Raw genomic sequence first — 18,361 nt, forward strand, 5'->3', positions numbered from 1 at the left:
TATCAAAAAATGAGCATCAGGACGCCCTCACCTGTGCTCATTTTTTAAATTATTTCCCAGGAAAATGATTCGCTGTGTGCTGTTCTGTTCCACAACAATCACGATCAATGTCACATGTACCACATTTTCCTTGTTTCGAACGTTTGAAAAATTTAACTAACGTATACAAGGCATATCCGAAAATTGCTAAAAAAATTAAAATGTTAATAATGACTGACACTTTAACCACTCCTTAAACAAATAAATGTCCGACTTGATAAAAAATGAATGTTAAGACATATGCAGTGACTAGAGGATAGGCAACTGCAAGTGCCGTCCATTTCCATGAATAAGTCTCTTTACGGATTGCTGCCACTGTAGAAACACAAGGAATATACAATAGTATAAATATCATAAATGCATACGCAGATAGCGGTGTGAATTGATTTTGAATCACATTAACAAGGCCTGCATCACCTGATGAATAGATAATCGCCATCGAACTTACGATAACTTCTTTTGCTAAAAATCCTGGCACTAACGTAGCACCTGCTTGCCGTGTTCCAAATCCGAGCGGTTGCACTAACATACCAAAGAAGCTACCAACCATATGTAAAAAACTTTGATTGATATTCACATTGATACCATGTGGTCCTACATAACTTAATAGCCAAATGACTACTGAGCCGCCAAAAATAAATGTACCTGCTTTACGAACAAAGCCCTTAGCCTTTTCCCAAGTACTACGCCACAACGTTTTAATGGAAGGCACACGGTATGTTGGCAATTCCACAATAAAGATTGCATTATCATTTTTCAAAACCGTTTTAGTAAGTACTGTACTGACTAAAAATGCCATAATAATACCTAAAACATACAAGCTTAATACTACTAAAGATTGATTCTCTTTGAAAAAGATACCTACGAACAACGCATACACTGGCAGTCTAGCAGAGCATGACATGAATGGTGCAATTAATATCGTTGTTAAACGCTCTTTTTCATTTTCAATACTGCGCGCAGCCATAATACTCGGTACGTTACAACCAAATCCGATAATCATCGGTATAAAAGACTTCCCGCTTAAACCGAACGATTCCATAATACGATCCATTAAAACCGCAATACGTGCCATATAACCTGAATCTTCTAATAAAGATATAAAGAAAAAGAGCACAACAATTTGTGGTACAAAGACTAATACTGATCCTACACCAGCAATAATGCCATCTGTAATTAAATCTTGTAAAAATGGTATAACGCCAAGATAATTCATAATCGTCTTCACACTATCCGTAAATGTACCACCTATAAATGCATCGAGTTGATCCGACAAAGGTGTGCCAATCCATGTAAATGTAGTTTGAAAGATCAACCACATAATCGCTAGAAAGATAGGCATCCCTATATATTTATGTGTTAATATCTTGTCTATTCTAGAGCTGAAATATTGCTTATCTTCATCTGGATACGTTACCACGTCTTGCAATAACGTCTCAATATAATGATTGCGTATACGCTCCATCTCTCGACGAACAGATACAGCTTCTACTTGTTTAGCAACTTGATCACGTAAACTCGACAATTTATTTACAACCTCTGAATTAAGTTCGTTTGCAATTTGCATGTTATTTAATAAGAATTGAATCGCAATAAATCTAGCTTGATATTTATCATGAGATGTCTCTGTCATTATTATTTGACACATATTTTTAATTGTCTCTTCAATCTTCTCACCATAATTGATTTTAAAATGCGGTTGATACCCTTCCCCTAGATGCTTTATTTCGCCAAGTAAATGTTTAGTTCCTTTGCCTGTACGTGCCACAACTGGAAAAATAGGTGTTTTTAACTTTTTCATCAATTTATGATAATCGATTTTTATCCCGCGCTTTGTTGCTACATCAATCATATTTAATCCGATGTATATTGGTTGATTAAGTTCTAACAATTGTACTGTTAATTGCATATTTCTTTTTAGTTGACTCGCATCAACAATGTTAATGATTCCTGAAAATGAATCGTTTAATAAATAGTCTGTCACTACAGTTTCATCTTTAGAAATCGGCGATAAATCATATGTACCTGGTAAATCAATTAATTGTCCTACATTTTCTTTAAGCTTTCCTACTTTTTTCTCTACCGTTACGCCACTCCAGTTGCCTATATATTCATACGAACCAGTTAAAGCGTTAAACAAAGATGTTTTACCAACATTAGGATTTCCTAAAATACAATAATTTTCCATTCGTCCGGCTCCTATTCTTCTAATGCAATAGAACAAGCATCGCAATGTCTAATACTTAACTGTTGTCCGTTTACTTCAATAATACATGGCCCTTTAAATAAACATTTTTGTTTAATCGTTATGATAGCGTCATCTGTTAACCCAAAGGCACTTAGACGATACAACATATTCTCATTAGCAATATCCATTCGCTTTATTTTATAAGCCTTATTCATTTCACCATTTTTAATGTTTAACATACTATTTCGCTCTCCTATTAGAAATAATAATCATTATCACTTAAAAATCATAACCCTTAAAATTGTAGCTCGCAATACTTTATTTAAATAATTTTCATTTTTCATATAAAATTTGTGACATTACAAAAATGTTTTATATAATCTCTTACATGCAAAAAACCTCCACTTCAAATATCATTGATAGACATTTAAAGCGGAGGCATGTACATGTTATTTTATGATTTATTTCTTAAGTTTTTTTCTAACAATTGATTGAGCTTTTCAATATTTTTATTCAACTGTTCTATGTTCGTTACTTGTTGTTTTGAATTTAGTTGATGCTTGTTTTGATAATCAATTAAAGCATCATATAAGAACAATGAACTTGCTGATTGCTGTTTCACTTCTTGGTACAATGCCATCGTTTTATCATCTAGTACTATTGAATGTGCATCATCTTGCCCATGTACATCTTGATATTTCGATACATTTGTTGCACCTTGTGGATATACTTTAAAGGTTGTGTCGTATGTTTCCTTACTATCTTTAGCTTCAGATTCCTGTGATTCAACCGTTTTATATTTTTCAAGTGCATGTCCTTCAATATCAACTCGTGGAATAATGCGATTCAACCATGCTGGTAAATACCACGAACCTTTTCCAAACAATTTAGTTAATGCAGGAATTAACATCATTCTGACTACGAAGGCATCAAAGAGTACACCAAACGCTAATGCCATACCCATTGATTTAATCATGACATCTTCTTGGAATACAAACGCAAAGAAGACACTAAACATGATTAATGCAGCTGCTACAATAACAGGACCACTTTCTTTCAATCCTACTTTGATAGAATAATCATTATCCCCTGTTTTACTATATTCTTCATGAATTCGCGACATAAGGAAGACTTCGTAATCCATTGCTAAGCCGAATAGTATACCAATTGTAATAACCGGCAAGAAGGCTAGAATTGGTCCTGTCGTTTCTATGCCGAATAATCCTTTCATAAAACCATCTTGCATTACTAATGTTGTAAATCCTAGCGTTGCCATTAATGACAAGACAAATCCTAAAACTGCTTTTAACGGTATTAGAATTGAACGGAAGACAATCATTAATAAGAAAAATGCCAATACAACAATGACTGTTGCAAATAAAGGTATCGCCTCATTTAACTTTTTAGACATATCGATATTAATGACACTTTGTCCCGAAATCTCCGTTTTGAACCCATATTTATCTTGTGCATCTCTATGATAATCTCGTAAATCATGCACTAAATCATTTGTGCTCTCTGCATTAGGCCCTTGCTTAGGTATCACGACCATCAGAGCATAATCATTATCTTTACTCATTTGTGGCGGCGTAACGATATCTACATTTTTCTTATCTTTAATATCTTTATACACAGATTGTAAATCTTGTTGTAATCCTTGTGGATCATCCTTTTTATCTTTCACATTTATCAACATCGGAATTTGGCCATTAAATCCTTCACCAAATTTATCCGAGATAATATCGTAAGCTTTTTTCTGTGTAGAATCTGCTGGTTTAACACCGTCATCTGGAATACCAAGTCGCATATGACTAACTGGTATTGCAGCTGCTACTAATATGATTAAACCTAGTAATACTGCCGCAAGTGCATTTCCTGTAATAAATTTAGACCATGGCGTATCAATATCTTTTTTGAATTTAGACTGTAATTTATTCACTTTAATGCGTTTATGGAAAATGCTTATTAATGCAGGTAATAAAGTTAAAGCGCTAAGTACTGCAAAAACAACACTAATTGCCGAAGCAAATCCCATTACCGCTAAGAAGTCAATACCTACTAATGATAAACCACATACTGCAATCACAACTGTCACACCAGCGAAGATGACTGCGCTACCTGCTGTTCCCACTGCAAGTCCGATACCTTTAACATAGTCTGTTTCAGTTTTCATTACTTGTCGATATCTAAACAAAATAAATAATGCATAATCGATACCAACAGCGAGCCCAATCATTACCGCTAATGTCAGTGTGACATTTGGTATATCAAATGCATAAGTTAACAAGCTGATAATGCCAACCCCAGATGCTAAACCAATCAATGCACTTATAATTGGTAATCCTGCAGCAATGACTGAACCAAATGTAATCAATAACACTACAAATGCAACAATGATACCAACTAGTTCAGAATTACCGCCTACTTCTGTAGATGTCATTCCTGTACCAGTTAACTCTGTTTGTACATTATGATTGTCACGTAAGTCTTTCAAATGACTTTTAACATTATCTCTAGAGCCATCTTTTAAAGATGTTTGACTAACGTCATATGTGATATCTGCAAATGCTGTTGTTTTATCTTTACTAATTTGCTTATTTTCATAAGGATCTGATATTTTATCAATGTGCTTGTCATCTTTTTTAATATCATCTAACGTTTTCTTAATATCTTTAGTAATGTTCGGTTGCACAATACCATCATCTTTAGTCGTCTTAAAGACAACACGTATTTGTGCCTTTTCACTATCTTGATTAAAATGTTTTTCAATCTTTTTATTCGTATCTAACGACTCTAATCCTGTCATTTTAATATCATTGTCAAATTTCGGTGCATTTGTAGCAAGTGGTATCAATATTGCAGCTACAATCACTATCCATGCAATGACCGCGGACCATTTATGTTTTGCGATGAATGTCCCCATCTTATATAAAAATTTTGCCAAAGTATATTGCCTCCTTTTAAAATCAACGTTATAGTTTAACTATACAGTGTAGATTATTGTTTGATTATAGTATCTATCCCCGACCTCTTAAAGAATCAATTGGAAAATTTTGTATATTAAACTACACACAAAGGAGAAATGTAGATGAAAGAGACTGATTTACGAGTTATAAAGACAAAAAAAGCATTGTCAAGTAGCTTGCTGCAATTGTTAGAACAGCAATTATTCCAAACGATTACTGTCAATCAAATTTGCGACAACGCACTCGTACACCGCACAACATTTTATAAACATTTTTATGATAAATATGATCTTCTTGAATATTTATTTAATCAATTGACTAAAGACTATTTCGCCAGAGACATTAGCGATCGTCTTAACCACCCATTTCAAACGATTAGCGATACAATTAACAATAAAGAAGATTTGCGAGATATTGCAGAATTTCAAGAAGAAGACGCTGAATTTAATAAAGTATTAAAAAATGTCTGCATTAAAATTATGCATAACGATATCAAAAATAATAGAGACCGTATCGATATTGACAGCCACATCCCAGATAATCTCATATTTTATATTTATGACTCGTTGATTGAAGGTTTTATGCATTGGATAAAAGATGAAAAAATTGACTGGCCTGGTGAAGAAATTGATAAAATTTTCCATAAGATAATAAATATTAAGATTAAATAGTAGATGAGAGGCTCATAAGCGTCACCAGCATTCATAATAAAAACGATAGTTTACACATTAATGCATTCGTGTACTACTATCGTTTTTTATTTTTATCGTGCTTATCGCTATTAAAATAACTGATACACAACACATAAACTATGAAGAAAAAAATAAATCCGCTATCTAAATGACTTTGACTCAGTTGTTTCAATGACCAAATTGCTAATACAATTGCCATGATTATTGAAATAACGTATCTCATATTCTTATACCTATCATCCTTTTCTAAAAATATGGTTGCTATTACTTAATTTTTAAAGTTATAAATAAAAAGAGCCAACCGCAATGGATGGCCCTTGTTCATTATGAAGCATTAGAACATTTCTGAAACAACCTTTTGTTCTAAGAAGTGTAATAAGTAGTCTGGGCTACCTGTTTTAGCGTCAGTACCTGACATTTTGAAACCACCAAATGGATGGTATCCAACAACTGCTGAAGTACAGCCTCTGTTAAGGTATAAATTACCTACATCAAATTCGTTTACCGCTTTAATCCAATGCTCGCGATTATTTGTAATCACTGCACCAGTTAAACCGTAATCTGTATCATTTGCAACCTCAATTGCTTCATCAAAATCGTTAACTTTCACAAAGCCAACAACTGGACCAAAAATTTCTTCTTGCATGATTCTATCTTTAGATTTAAGTCCTGAAATGATTGTTGGTTCTACAAAGTAACCTTTTGAATCATCAGTGCCGCCACCTTGTTCTAATTTACCTTCTTCTTTACCAATCTCAATATAATTTTTAATCTTATCAAATTGTTTTTTATTAATAACTGGGCCCATATACGTATTGTCTACAGTATTGCCCAACGTTAATTCTTTTGTTAATTTGATTGATTTCTCTAATACTTCGTCATAAACGTCTTTATGCACAATTGCACGTGAACATGCAGAACATTTTTGACCAGAGAAACCAAACGCTGACGTTACAATAGCTTCTGCCGCCATATCTGTATCAATATTTTCATCAACTACAATGGCATCTTTACCACCCATTTCAGCGATAACACGTTTCAAGAAGTTTTGACCTTCTTGAACTACGGCACTACGTTCATAAATTCTAGTACCTGTCGCACGTGATCCTGTAAATGTAACGAAATGCGTATCTTTATGATCAACTAAGTAATCACCAATTTCTTTCGGATCACCAGGAACAAAGTTAACTACGCCTTTTGGTAATCCTGCTTCTTCTAAAATTTCCATTAATTTATAAGCGATATAAGGTGTATCCTCAGCAGGTTTCAATAACACTGTATTACCTGCCACAACTGGTGCTAAAGTTGTACCAGCCATAATCGCAAACGGGAAGTTCCACGGCGGAATTGTAACACCTGTACCAATTGATTTATAGAAATATTTATTGTGTTCACCTTCACGATCAAGTACTGGCTTGCCTTGAGCCAAGTCCATCATTGAACGTGCATAGTATTCAATAAAATCAATACCTTCAGCTGCATCACCAACTGCTTCATCCCATGGCTTACCTGCTTCATAAACCATAATTGCTGCAATTTCCGCTTTTCGACGACGAATAATTGCCGAAACACGTAACATAAGCTCTGCACGATCATTTGCTGACCATGTTTTCCAAGATTTATAAGCTTCGTTTGCTGCTTTAAATGCATCTTCAACATCTTGTTTTGTTGCCTTTGATGCATTTGCAATTACTTGTGATGTGTCTGCAGGATTGATTGATTTAATTTTGTCATCTTTGAAAATCTTCTCTCCATTAATCACTAATGGTATGTCTTGACCTAATTCTTTTTCCACGTCTTTCAATGCTTTCTTAAACATATCCACATTTTCTTGGACTGAAAAATCGTAACCAGGTTCATTTTTAAATTCTACTACCATGTACACTTACCCCCTATAAATTTTGAAAGTGGTTTAACCCTTTGATTTAATGATATAACATCATTTAAACTCATTTTACTATGATTAAGGTCAGTTTTGCAATCGCTTTCATTTTTATGCTTTATCCCTCATTCTCAAGCATTTTGAAATTGATTGGTTACTTTTTAAAATTTATATGTGTCGCAACTACTACTTTATCGTTTCGTCATTTAATGTTTCGGATGGTAGGTCATTATCAATTTTACGAACGACTTTACAAGGGTTTCCAACCGCTAAGCTGTGTGGCGGAATATCTTTAGTGACAACACTACCAGCACCAATCACACTACCTTCTCCAATCGTCACCCCTGGTAGCACGGCTACATGACCGCCAAACCAAGTATTACTGCCAATATGAATGGGTCCGGCTTTTTCAAAACCTTCATTTCTATGATGAAAATTAAGTGGATGTGTCGCTGTGTAGAATCCACAATTAGGTCCAATAAAAACATTATCGCCAATTGTAATCTGTCCACCATCCATAAAATAACAATTGGTGTTTACATAGACATTTTTTCCTAGTTTAACGTTCCAACCATAATCTGTATCAAAAGGAATCGAAATACTTACATTATCTGTTGTTGTTTGAAATAATTGATCGATTAATTCCTTTCTTTTAATTGTGTCACTCGGTCTTGTATGATTTAATTCAAAGCAAATATCTTTCGCTCGTGCACGTTCATTGATTAAGTCTTGATCAAAGTTTGCATCGTACCATTTTTCTGCTAACATTTTTTCTTTTTCAGTCATTACACCTTTCAACTCCTAATAACTTATTTACTTGTTTAAAAGTTAATCAAATAAACATTCGCCTATGCAACTAATACGCTATAACATTATGAAATCGTGACCTTATCACCCTTATCTATACAATTCTCGCATCAAATACTGCTAAAGTAGTAGATAAATTCAATACTACAGACGCATTCATTTTTTAATCTATTAACGTACAATGTGAGTAAGAGAAATATAAAGGAGTATGATAGCGATGAGAATATTAATTACAGGCACAGTTGCTATCTTAATCATTCTAGGTTTAGTTAAAACGATACAAGATTACGAAATGACAAACGACACAAGTCGTCAGATGTCAGACAACAAAGATGATGATAAAGTCATCCATCTTAATAATTTTAAAAATTTACATGCGAAAGAATTTAACCCATCTGATTTCTTTTAAGTCACCTAAGAATTGCAAATCCAGAAGTCATTTAAGTTTTACCTTTCATTCATACATCCTTTAATATTAATTACGACTTCTTTTATATAGATGCTAAATAGAGAGATTGTTGTGCAATGTTTGCACGGCAATCTCTCTTTTTCTTTTTAAAATTGGTAAAAGTAAAACGCAACGATTGACTTATATACCTATAGGGGGTACATTAGACGTGTAACAATGAATCACAGGGAGGCAATAATGTGGCTAATACGAAAAAAACAACATTAGATATCACTGGTATGACTTGTGCCGCATGTTCAAATCGTATCGAAAAGAAACTGAATAAACTTGATGACGTTAATGCCCAAGTGAATTTAACTACAGAGAAAGCAACTGTTGAGTATAACCCTGATCAACATGATGTCCAAGAATTTATTAATACGATTCAACATTTAGGTTACGGTGTCGCTGTAGAAACTGTCGAATTAGACATTACAGGTATGACTTGTGCTGCATGCTCAAGCCGTATTGAAAAAGTGTTAAATAAAATGGACGGTGTTCAAAATGCAACTGTCAATTTAACAACAGAGCAAGCTAAAGTTGACTATTATCCTGAAGAAACAGATGCTGATAAACTTGTCACTCGCATTCAAAAATTAGGTTATGACGCGTCTATTAAAGATAACAATAAAGATCAAACGTCACGCAAAGCTGAAGCGCTACAACATAAATTGATTAAGCTTATCATATCAGCAATATTATCTTTACCACTATTAATGTTAATGTTTGTGCATCTTTTCAATATGCATATACCAGCACTATTTACGAATCCATGGTTCCAATTTATTTTAGCTACACCTGTACAATTTATTATTGGATGGCAATTTTATGTAGGTGCTTATAAAAACTTAAGAAATGGTGGCGCCAATATGGATGTACTTGTTGCTGTTGGTACAAGTGCAGCATATTTTTACAGTATTTATGAAATGGTTCGTTGGCTAAATGGCTCAACAACGCAACCGCATTTATACTTTGAAACAAGCGCCGTACTAATTACCTTAATCTTATTCGGTAAGTATTTAGAAGCTAGAGCGAAGTCTCAAACAACCAATGCGCTTGGCGAATTATTAAGTTTGCAAGCTAAAGAAGCACGCATTTTAAAAGATGGTAATGAAGTGATGATTCCTCTAAATGAAGTACATGTTGGAGATACACTTATCGTTAAACCAGGTGAAAAGATACCTGTTGATGGTAAAATTATTAAAGGTATGACTGCCATCGACGAATCTATGTTAACAGGTGAATCTATACCTGTTGAGAAGAATGTTGATGATACTGTAATTGGTTCAACGATGAACAAAAACGGTACTATTACTATGACAGCAACAAAAGTTGGCGGGGACACTGCGTTGGCAAATATTATTAAAGTTGTCGAAGAAGCTCAAAGTTCTAAAGCGCCGATTCAACGATTGGCAGATATTATTTCTGGTTATTTCGTTCCTATCGTTGTTGGTATCGCACTATTAACATTTATCGTGTGGATTACTTTAGTTACACCAGGTACATTTGAACCTGCACTTGTTGCGAGTATTTCCGTTCTCGTCATTGCTTGCCCATGCGCATTAGGACTTGCTACACCAACTTCTATTATGGTAGGTACTGGTCGCGCTGCTGAAAATGGTATTTTATTTAAAGGTGGCGAGTTTGTTGAACGCACACATCTAATTGATACCATCGTTTTAGATAAGACGGGTACCATTACAAATGGTCGTCCAGTCGTGACAGATTATCATGGTGACAATCAAACGCTACAACTACTCGCTACTGCTGAAAAAGATTCTGAACACCCATTGGCAGAAGCCATTGTCAATTATGCAAAAGAAAAGCAATTAACATTAACTGAGACAACAACATTTAAAGCAGTACCTGGCCATGGTATTGAAGCAACGATTGATCATCACCATATATTGGTTGGTAACCGTAAATTAATGGCTGACAATGATATTAGCTTGCCTAAGCATATTTCTGATGATTTAACACATTATGAACGAGATGGCAAAACAGCTATGCTCATTGCTGTTAATTATTCATTAACTGGTATCATCGCAGTGGCAGATACTGTCAAAGATCATGCCAAAGATGCTATAAAACAATTGCATGATATGGGCATTGAAGTTGCCATGTTAACTGGCGATAATAAAAACACTGCTCAAGCCATTGCAAAACAAGTAGGCATAGATACTGTTATTGCAGATATTTTACCAGAAGAAAAAGCTGCACAAATTGCGAAACTACAGCAACAAGGTAAGAAGGTTGCAATGGTTGGTGACGGTGTAAATGATGCACCTGCATTAGTTAAAGCTGATATCGGTATCGCCATTGGTACAGGTACAGAAGTTGCCATTGAAGCGGCTGATATTACTATTCTTGGTGGCGACTTGATGCTTATTCCTAAAGCCATTTATGCAAGTAAAGCAACCATTCGTAATATTCGTCAAAATCTATTTTGGGCATTCGGCTATAATATTGCCGGTATCCCTATAGCTGCATTGGGCTTACTTGCGCCATGGGTTGCTGGTGCTGCAATGGCACTAAGTTCAGTAAGTGTTGTCACAAACGCACTTAGATTGAAAAAGATGCGATTAGAACCACGCCGTAAAGATGCCTAGATTCCTTAATAATGAAGGATTCGTTGGTGATTCTGAGGTAGACTAGTGATTGGCTCTATAATGTCGCGGTTTACAGTTGGATCTTCGCTCCTACTGCATATATAGTTACACTTTTCGCTTGGCGAATTAGTGTGTCTTACCTAATAGCTCCGCCTATTAGGTTCCAACATTATTATAAATAATAAGTACACTATGGTTTACAGTTGGATCTTCGCTCCAACTGCATAAGAGCCACTAATTATTATAAATAATAAGTGGCTCTAAAAGGAGGTGAATGCTATGTCACAAGAAATTTTAAATGTTGAAGGTATGAGCTGTGGTCACTGCAAAAGTGCTGTTGAATCTGCATTAAATAATATTGACGGTGTCACTTCAGCTGACGTTAACCTTGAAAATGGTCAAGTAAGTGTTCAATATGATGACAGTAAAGTTGCTGTATCTCAAATGAAAGACGCAATTGAAGATCAAGGTTACGATGTCGTTTAATTAGGCAATATTCAACGTCATCAACACCAAATTAAAAAATCGAACTGATGAGAATCCCAACAATCCAAATTATCTCATCAGTTCGATTTTTAATTTACTCGCAACCTGGTATCTCCAGTCTGCAATACATCTAATGTTGCATCTAATGCATCGACAATTAGATTTTCAACTGCAGCTTCAGTATAAAACGCAATATGTGGTGTTAATATGACATCTTCCCTGTCAATCAACGATTCTAACAATGGATCGTTCAGTGTTTTGCCCCTTTGATCACTTGGGAAAAGTTTGCGTTCAAATTCATACGTATCAAGTGCTGCACCTTTAATCACACCATTGTCTAATGCTTCTAATAACGCCTTAGTATCTACTAAAGAACCTCTCGCACAATTGACAAATACTGCGCCCTTTTTAAAATGTTTAAATAATTCAGCATTAAATAGATAATGATTATATTTCGTTGCAGGTACATGTAATGTCACGATATCAGCACCTTCAACCGCTTCCTCAATCGTATCTTTGTAATCGACATACGTTGCAATTTTAGCATTAGGAAACGGGTCGTATGCGACCACATCACTTTGATAACCATTGGCAAATATATCGGCTACTACACGGCCAATTCGACCTGTACCAATAACAGCTACTTTTAAATCTTTAATGGATTTCGATAAAATAGTAGGTTCCCATCTAAAATCATGCTCTCGCACTTTCGTTTGAATTTGATTAAAATGACGAACCACATTAATAGCCTGGTTCACAGCAAACTCCGCAATTGAATTCGGAGAGTATGACGGCACATTTGACACAATCAAGTTATACTTGTTTGCTAACTCCAAATCATATGTATCAAATCCAGCACTTCGTTGTGCGATTTGTTTAATACCTAGTTCATTTAATCGTTTATAAACATGCTCTGATAATGGTATTTGTTGTGATAGCGATAAGCCATCATAACCAGCGACACCTTCAACATTGTCATCAGTTAATGCTTCTTTAGTAATATCTACCTCAACATGATGTTTCTCTGCCCACGCCTTGATATAAGGCATATCTTCATCACGTACACTCATGATTTTAATTTTTGTCATTTTAACATCACCCTTAACTTTATTATTCATATAAATATGCTAGTTCTGTTAATCTTATTGCAGCTTCGTCTAATTTCTGGTCATCTAACGCCAATGAAATTCTCACATAACGATTACCATTCTCTCCAAATGGTTTCCCTGGAGCAACAAGTATTGACTTCTCTTTCACTAAAAATTGCTCAAATTGCTCGCTGTCATAACCAGGCGGTGTTTCCAACCATACATATATGCCACCTTTAGCATGAACAAATGGCAAATCAGCTTTTGCAAGCATGGCTTCGAATCGGTCACGACGTGCTTTAAATATATTGCTTTGTTCTTCTAAAAAATCATCATAATGATTCAAAGCATATATTGCGGCATCTTGTAATGCACCAAACATCCCAGCATTTGTGTGCGTTTGGTACTTTTTCAAAGCTTGAATCATATCTTTATTACCAACTGCAAAACCGACTCTAAAACCTGACATGTTATAACCTTTAGACAAGGAATAAATTTCAATCGCAACATCTTTCCCATTTTCCGAAGCAAGTATACTAGGATTTTTAGCGTCGAAACCGAAAGCACCATAAGCAAAATCATGTACGATTTTAGTGTCTGTATCTTTAAATTTAGCTATCGCTTCATCAAAAACTTCTTTCGTAGCTGTCGATCCAGTTGGATTATTTGGATACGTTAAATAAATGAGTTTTGTTTTATCTATTATTTGTGAATCAACTTTGGACCAATCTGGCAAATAATGTGGCGGTTCTAAATTAAGTGGGACAGGCTTGCCATCAGCTAAAAGTACACCTGCTAAATAATCCGTGTAGCCTGGATCAGGTAGTAATACATAGTCTCCTGGATTGATAACACATGTTGGTACTGCCACTAATCCATTTTTTGTACCATATAAAATGCATACTTCATCTTCTTTATCTAACGTCACATTATATTGTCTTTGATAAAAATCTACAATAGCTTGCTTGAACGCTTCTTTACCATGAAAAGCACCATATTTTTGATTTTCAGGAATAGTTAGTGCTTGTTGAAAATGATCAATAATACCTTGTGGTGTGGGCCCATCAGGGATCCCAACTGCCATATTAATTAATGGCAATGGTCCATGTTCGATTTTACGTCCCATCGTTTTCCCGAAATAACTATCAGGGATATTTGCTAATTTGTTAGAGATCATCAAATTCCTCCTCTATCATTAAACATAGCCTGGGCGACTATCATAATCCTAACAACTTGTATCGCTCTCATTTAGATGGTTACAATGACATCGCCATTCACCGTTATGTTCAACAGAACTTATGACACACGTTGTATTGAATGAATTTATTTTCATTTTAGGTAGGTACATTATTATTGTCAATATTAGGAATTTTCAGATCAATATACGCTCAATCGTTATGATTTAACTGTCATGCATATCCGCTTGCGCAACCAGTAAGATATGCTTATATAAAGTATAACGCCCATCAAGGTACGTATTCAAACGTGAACCTTAACAGGCGTCATTCATTGTTAAATAAAACTTCTTTAGCACATACTTATTTCACTATGCCTTTTACGTTCCCCTTATACTTTTCTCACATCTTTCTCTTAGACTACTCCCTTACACGCCACGCTCAATATCTTTAATCATTTCGTCTACAGTTATTTTCGCACTCGTTAAGACAATAGGAACGCCTGCACCTGGATGCGTACTTGCACCTGCAAAATATAAATCTTTATAATCTCTCGATACATTTTGTGGACGATAATAATTACTTTGCGCTAAAGTTGGCATTAAACCGAATGCCGAACCAAATTTCGCATGATACGTTTGCTCAAAATCATTTGGCGTAAAGATTGTTTCTGAAACAATATGCGATTTTATATCTTCAAATACTTCAATCGCTGCTAATTTACGATAAATAATTTCCTTTATTTGTTGCGTCAAAGCTTCATCTGACCAATCGATTCCGCTACCTGTTTTAAGTTCCGGCGTCGGCATTAACACATAAATACCAGTTTTGCCTTCTGGCGCAAGTGATTTATCAGCGACCGCTGGAACATACACATAAATAGAAGGATCATATGATAAACGTCCCTCAAATATTTCTTCAATATTGCCTCTAAAATCATCTGAAAAAATAACATTATGAAGTCTCACTTGATCTGTCACATCAATATCTATACCGATATACATTAAAAATGCTGAACAAGAGTAATCTAAGTCTGCAATTTTATGTGGTGGATACTTTTTAATAGGTGCAAAATCTGGCATTAATGATTCCGCAACACTAGGGAAATCAGCCGTACATAAAATTTTATCAAATTTTCTTATGTCACCATTCACTTTTATCGCATCAGCTCGTTTGAATTTAGGATCAATAATAATTTGCTCAATTTCAGCATTAAGTTCAATATTAACACCTAAATCTTTATTTAATTGCGCTAGCCCTTGAGCCATGCCATACATACCGCCTTTAATAAAATGCACACCAAACATCATTTCAATCATAGGAATAATTGAATATAGTGACGGGCCTCGTTTTGGATCAATTCCTATGTATAACGTTTGAAACGCTAAAAGCTTTTGTATCTTTTCGTTATCAATATAATGTTCAATTAGCTGATCTGCATGATTTAACGTTTTTAACTTAGCACCTTGCACAAGTGACGTCATATTATAAAAGTCACTTGGTTTGCGATACGTTCTTTCTAAGAAATAGCGACGTGCAATTTCATATTTTTTATAAACATCCGTTAAAAATGACATAAAACCATGCGTTGAACCAGGTTCTATACTTTCTAGCATGTGCTGTAATTCAGCTAAATCTGTAGGCACCGTTATACGATCATCGCGGTCAAAATACACATCGTAAATATAACGTAATTGTCTCAATTCAATATAATCTTCATAATTTTTACCACACATTGTAAATACATCTTTATAAACATCTGGCATCATGACAATTGTGGGGCCCATATCAAATGTAAAGCCGTCTTTCTTTAATTGATTCATACGCCCGCCTACGTTAGTATTTTTTTCAAATATCGTCACTTCATGACCTTGAGAAGCAATACGGGCTGCCGCTGCTAATCCTGTGACACCTGCACCAATTACTGCAATCTTCATTATTCAACCACCTATATTCTATGATATTTACTATTTATTTCATGAAACAACTTTGCTTTTTTCCGCTTATCCACAAAAACACGTTCATGTAATGTATAGTTAGCCTGTCTCACTTCGTCCAGTATTTCAATATATATACGTGCTGCTAATTCTATGATTGGTTGTGCTTCAATACTAAATACTTTGATTTGATCCATAACATCTCGAAAATCTTTTTCTGCGATAGCTGCATAATATTCCCATAAGTCAATATAATGATTATTAACACCATTTTGGTACACTTCAGCAATATCAACTTCATATTGCTTTAATCGTTGCTTACTAAAATATATCCGTTCATTTTCAAAATCTTCACCGACATCTCTTAATATATTAATCAATTGCAACGATTCACCAAGCCTTCTTGCGACATCGTATGTCTGATGTGTTTCATGATCACTTAAAATCGGCGTCAATACTTCACCTACTGTACCAGCAACACCATAACAATATCCGAATAATTCAGCGTCCGTTTCAAACATTGTAAATTGTTGATCTTTATATACAGTATCAATGAGATTATAGAAAGATTGAAAGGCGATATTTTTATGTTGTGCAACATGCTGAAGAGCCATCATGATTCTACGATCACTTTGAAAGTGATGATGTTCATATGGGTATTTTTCAATAGATTGTATATCTTCTTTTATTTGATTTAAAAATTGAATATCGCCATAAACATCTATACTGTCATCAATTTTACGACACACAGCATAAATTGCCCAAACCGCTTTTCTTTGATCTTCTGGTAACAAGTCAAAAGCGTAAGAAAAGCTTTTTGAATGTTTCTTCATGATTTTATGACAATATTTAAAATTCATAGCCATCATTGTCATACTAGTCCTCCTATATTGAAATGCCATTACCTTGATTTATTGTTCTTTAGATATAGAATATTGACGACCTTTCCATTCAACTACACCATAACGATGCGTTTGTTTCCAAGATTGGATGAAAATTTTAGTGAAAAACATAAATAACAATGGATGACATACCATTAATAAATTAGAAAATTGGCCGACCCTTCGATGCAGATGAATAAATTGTGTAGTATAGCTCAAGTAAACTGTTAACATTTTTCCTACAGACATTTGGCGATATTTTAAACTAAGACATAGCCCTAAAATACTCGCGATAGAACCGAACAACCACAACACAATTGCTGCCATGATCTTAGGCTTTGTGCCATCTGCCCCAGTCGACAAATGCTTTGTCCATCCTTCTTGTAATGACTGAAATCCTTCTTGATACATGCGAAATGCAACAAATGGAAATCCTTCATAAACTGTTACGGGCAATGATTGTGAAGTATATGCACTTCCTAAAGCAAATCCTTCAATAATATGACGGTTCGCACTTTTATGACCTCCAGTTGCATAATAATCTTCTTTATTTGTTAATGTCACCGGTCCAAATGCATGCTGGTTAGTCCGACCGTCGTCTAAGGTAGAAAATACATTCATACCAACGACTGTCATTAAATTAAATATCGCTGAAAACCCTTCGTAGAAACGCTTTGTTATGTGATAAGGCTGTACGCTTAACAATCCTTTTTCATCTTGTAATTGATACTGATTAATCAACGTTTCAACAGCATCTTTCCTTAAGAAAGTTACATCAGCATCTACAAAAGCAATACGATTCGTACATGCATGCGTCACACCTTGATAACAAGCATGTGATTTCCCATACCATTTGCCGTCAGCATCATCAACAACATCTACTACAGTCGCACCATATGAACGCGCTACACGTGCTGTTTCATCTGTCGATCCGTCATTCATAACAATGACATCTACTGGAACTTGCTGTTGTATTATCGAATGTAGTAAATGACCTATTCTTTTTTCTTCGTTTCTAGCCGGAATAATAATTGTTAATGATTTATGATTGAAGTTCAGCGTTTTCGCCTTTAGCTGATGTCTACGATTAAATATCAATGCACCACACGCCATAGACATGGTCACTATTACTGTTAATATTCGTGATAACCATTTCATAGATA

The 18,361-nt window shown here is 34.8% G+C and carries 16 protein-coding genes; 4 read left to right on the plus strand and 12 right to left on the minus strand.

Annotated elements, in window-relative coordinates:
* Nucleotides 1-49 precede the first annotated feature (49 nt).
* The 4 genes from IDG65_RS05650 to farE form a co-directional block, all read right to left on the minus strand.
* Nucleotides 50-220, minus strand: a complete 171-nt coding sequence (locus IDG65_RS05650) for a FeoB-associated Cys-rich membrane protein (protein WP_000111116.1) — start codon at nt 218-220, stop codon at nt 50-52.
* Between the two features lie 12 nt (nt 221-232).
* On the minus strand, nt 233-2,227 hold the full coding sequence (feoB, locus tag IDG65_RS05655; protein ID WP_052997670.1) for a ferrous iron transport protein B: 1,995 nt from the start codon (nt 2,225-2,227) through the stop codon (nt 233-235).
* A gap of 11 nt (nt 2,228-2,238) precedes the next feature.
* Nucleotides 2,239-2,466: a FeoA family protein gene (locus tag IDG65_RS05660; protein WP_000932073.1), complete on the minus strand. Its 228-nt coding sequence runs from the start codon at nt 2,464-2,466 to the stop codon at nt 2,239-2,241.
* A gap of 215 nt (nt 2,467-2,681) precedes the next feature.
* Nucleotides 2,682-5,171 carry a fatty acid efflux MMPL transporter FarE gene (farE, locus tag IDG65_RS05665; RefSeq protein WP_001051433.1) on the minus strand — a complete coding sequence of 830 codons (2,490 nt, stop codon included), beginning with the start codon at nt 5,169-5,171 and terminating at the stop codon, nt 2,682-2,684.
* Between the two features lie 144 nt (nt 5,172-5,315).
* Between farE and farR the strand changes: the two genes are divergently transcribed.
* On the plus strand, nt 5,316-5,864 hold the full coding sequence (farR, locus tag IDG65_RS05670; RefSeq protein ID WP_000665233.1) for a fatty acid efflux pump transcriptional regulator FarR: 549 nt from the start codon (nt 5,316-5,318) through the stop codon (nt 5,862-5,864).
* Nucleotides 5,865-5,940: 76 nt separating this feature from the next.
* Here the strand turns inward: farR and IDG65_RS05675 are convergent, their stop codons facing one another.
* From IDG65_RS05675 to IDG65_RS05685, 3 genes are all read right to left on the minus strand, one after another.
* Nucleotides 5,941-6,108, minus strand: coding sequence for a hypothetical protein (locus IDG65_RS05675; RefSeq protein WP_075583722.1), 168 nt, complete (start codon nt 6,106-6,108; stop codon nt 5,941-5,943).
* Nucleotides 6,109-6,219: 111 nt separating this feature from the next.
* Nucleotides 6,220-7,764 carry an L-glutamate gamma-semialdehyde dehydrogenase gene (gene pruA / locus IDG65_RS05680; protein WP_000259692.1) on the minus strand — a complete coding sequence of 515 codons (1,545 nt, stop codon included), beginning with the start codon at nt 7,762-7,764 and terminating at the stop codon, nt 6,220-6,222.
* Nucleotides 7,765-7,953: 189 nt separating this feature from the next.
* Nucleotides 7,954-8,553, minus strand: coding sequence for a sugar O-acetyltransferase (locus IDG65_RS05685; RefSeq protein WP_000136493.1), 600 nt, complete (start codon nt 8,551-8,553; stop codon nt 7,954-7,956).
* Between the two features lie 238 nt (nt 8,554-8,791).
* On the opposite strand from IDG65_RS05685, the gene cwrA reads away from it, so the two are divergent.
* From cwrA to copZ, 3 genes are all read left to right on the plus strand, one after another.
* A complete protein-coding gene (cwrA, locus tag IDG65_RS05690; RefSeq protein WP_001221406.1) occupies nt 8,792-8,983 on the plus strand; it encodes a cell wall inhibition responsive protein CwrA in 192 nt (63 codons plus the stop codon).
* A 239-nt stretch (nt 8,984-9,222) separates the two neighbouring features.
* A complete protein-coding gene (locus IDG65_RS05695) occupies nt 9,223-11,631 on the plus strand; it encodes a heavy metal translocating P-type ATPase (RefSeq protein WP_000024119.1) in 2,409 nt (802 codons plus the stop codon).
* A 279-nt stretch (nt 11,632-11,910) separates the two neighbouring features.
* On the plus strand, nt 11,911-12,117 hold the full coding sequence (copZ, locus tag IDG65_RS05700; RefSeq protein WP_000076661.1) for a copper chaperone CopZ: 207 nt from the start codon (nt 11,911-11,913) through the stop codon (nt 12,115-12,117).
* Between the two features lie 89 nt (nt 12,118-12,206).
* Here the strand turns inward: copZ and IDG65_RS05705 are convergent, their stop codons facing one another.
* The 5 genes from IDG65_RS05705 to crtQ form a co-directional block, all read right to left on the minus strand.
* Nucleotides 12,207-13,205 (minus strand): D-lactate dehydrogenase, encoded by a 999-nt coding sequence (locus IDG65_RS05705; RefSeq protein ID WP_000161373.1) that lies wholly within the window; start codon nt 13,203-13,205, stop codon nt 12,207-12,209.
* Between the two features lie 22 nt (nt 13,206-13,227).
* The gene (locus tag IDG65_RS05710; protein WP_000625075.1) at nt 13,228-14,382 is read right to left on the minus strand and encodes an aminotransferase class I/II-fold pyridoxal phosphate-dependent enzyme; all 1,155 of its coding nucleotides are present in this window, start codon (nt 14,380-14,382) and stop codon (nt 13,228-13,230) included.
* A gap of 426 nt (nt 14,383-14,808) precedes the next feature.
* A complete protein-coding gene (locus IDG65_RS05715) occupies nt 14,809-16,317 on the minus strand; it encodes a phytoene desaturase family protein (protein WP_000686192.1) in 1,509 nt (502 codons plus the stop codon).
* An 11-nt stretch (nt 16,318-16,328) separates the two neighbouring features.
* Nucleotides 16,329-17,192 (minus strand): 4,4'-diapophytoene synthase CrtM, encoded by an 864-nt coding sequence (crtM, locus tag IDG65_RS05720; RefSeq protein WP_000178302.1) that lies wholly within the window; start codon nt 17,190-17,192, stop codon nt 16,329-16,331.
* A 36-nt stretch (nt 17,193-17,228) separates the two neighbouring features.
* Nucleotides 17,229-18,356 carry a 4,4'-diaponeurosporenoate glycosyltransferase gene (gene crtQ / locus IDG65_RS05725; RefSeq protein WP_000871736.1) on the minus strand — a complete coding sequence of 376 codons (1,128 nt, stop codon included), beginning with the start codon at nt 18,354-18,356 and terminating at the stop codon, nt 17,229-17,231.
* Between the last annotated feature and the right edge of the window lie 5 nt (nt 18,357-18,361).

This window comes from Staphylococcus sp. EG-SA-17, from assembly GCF_017151845.1.
GTDB lineage: Bacteria > Bacillota > Bacilli > Staphylococcales > Staphylococcaceae > Staphylococcus > Staphylococcus aureus.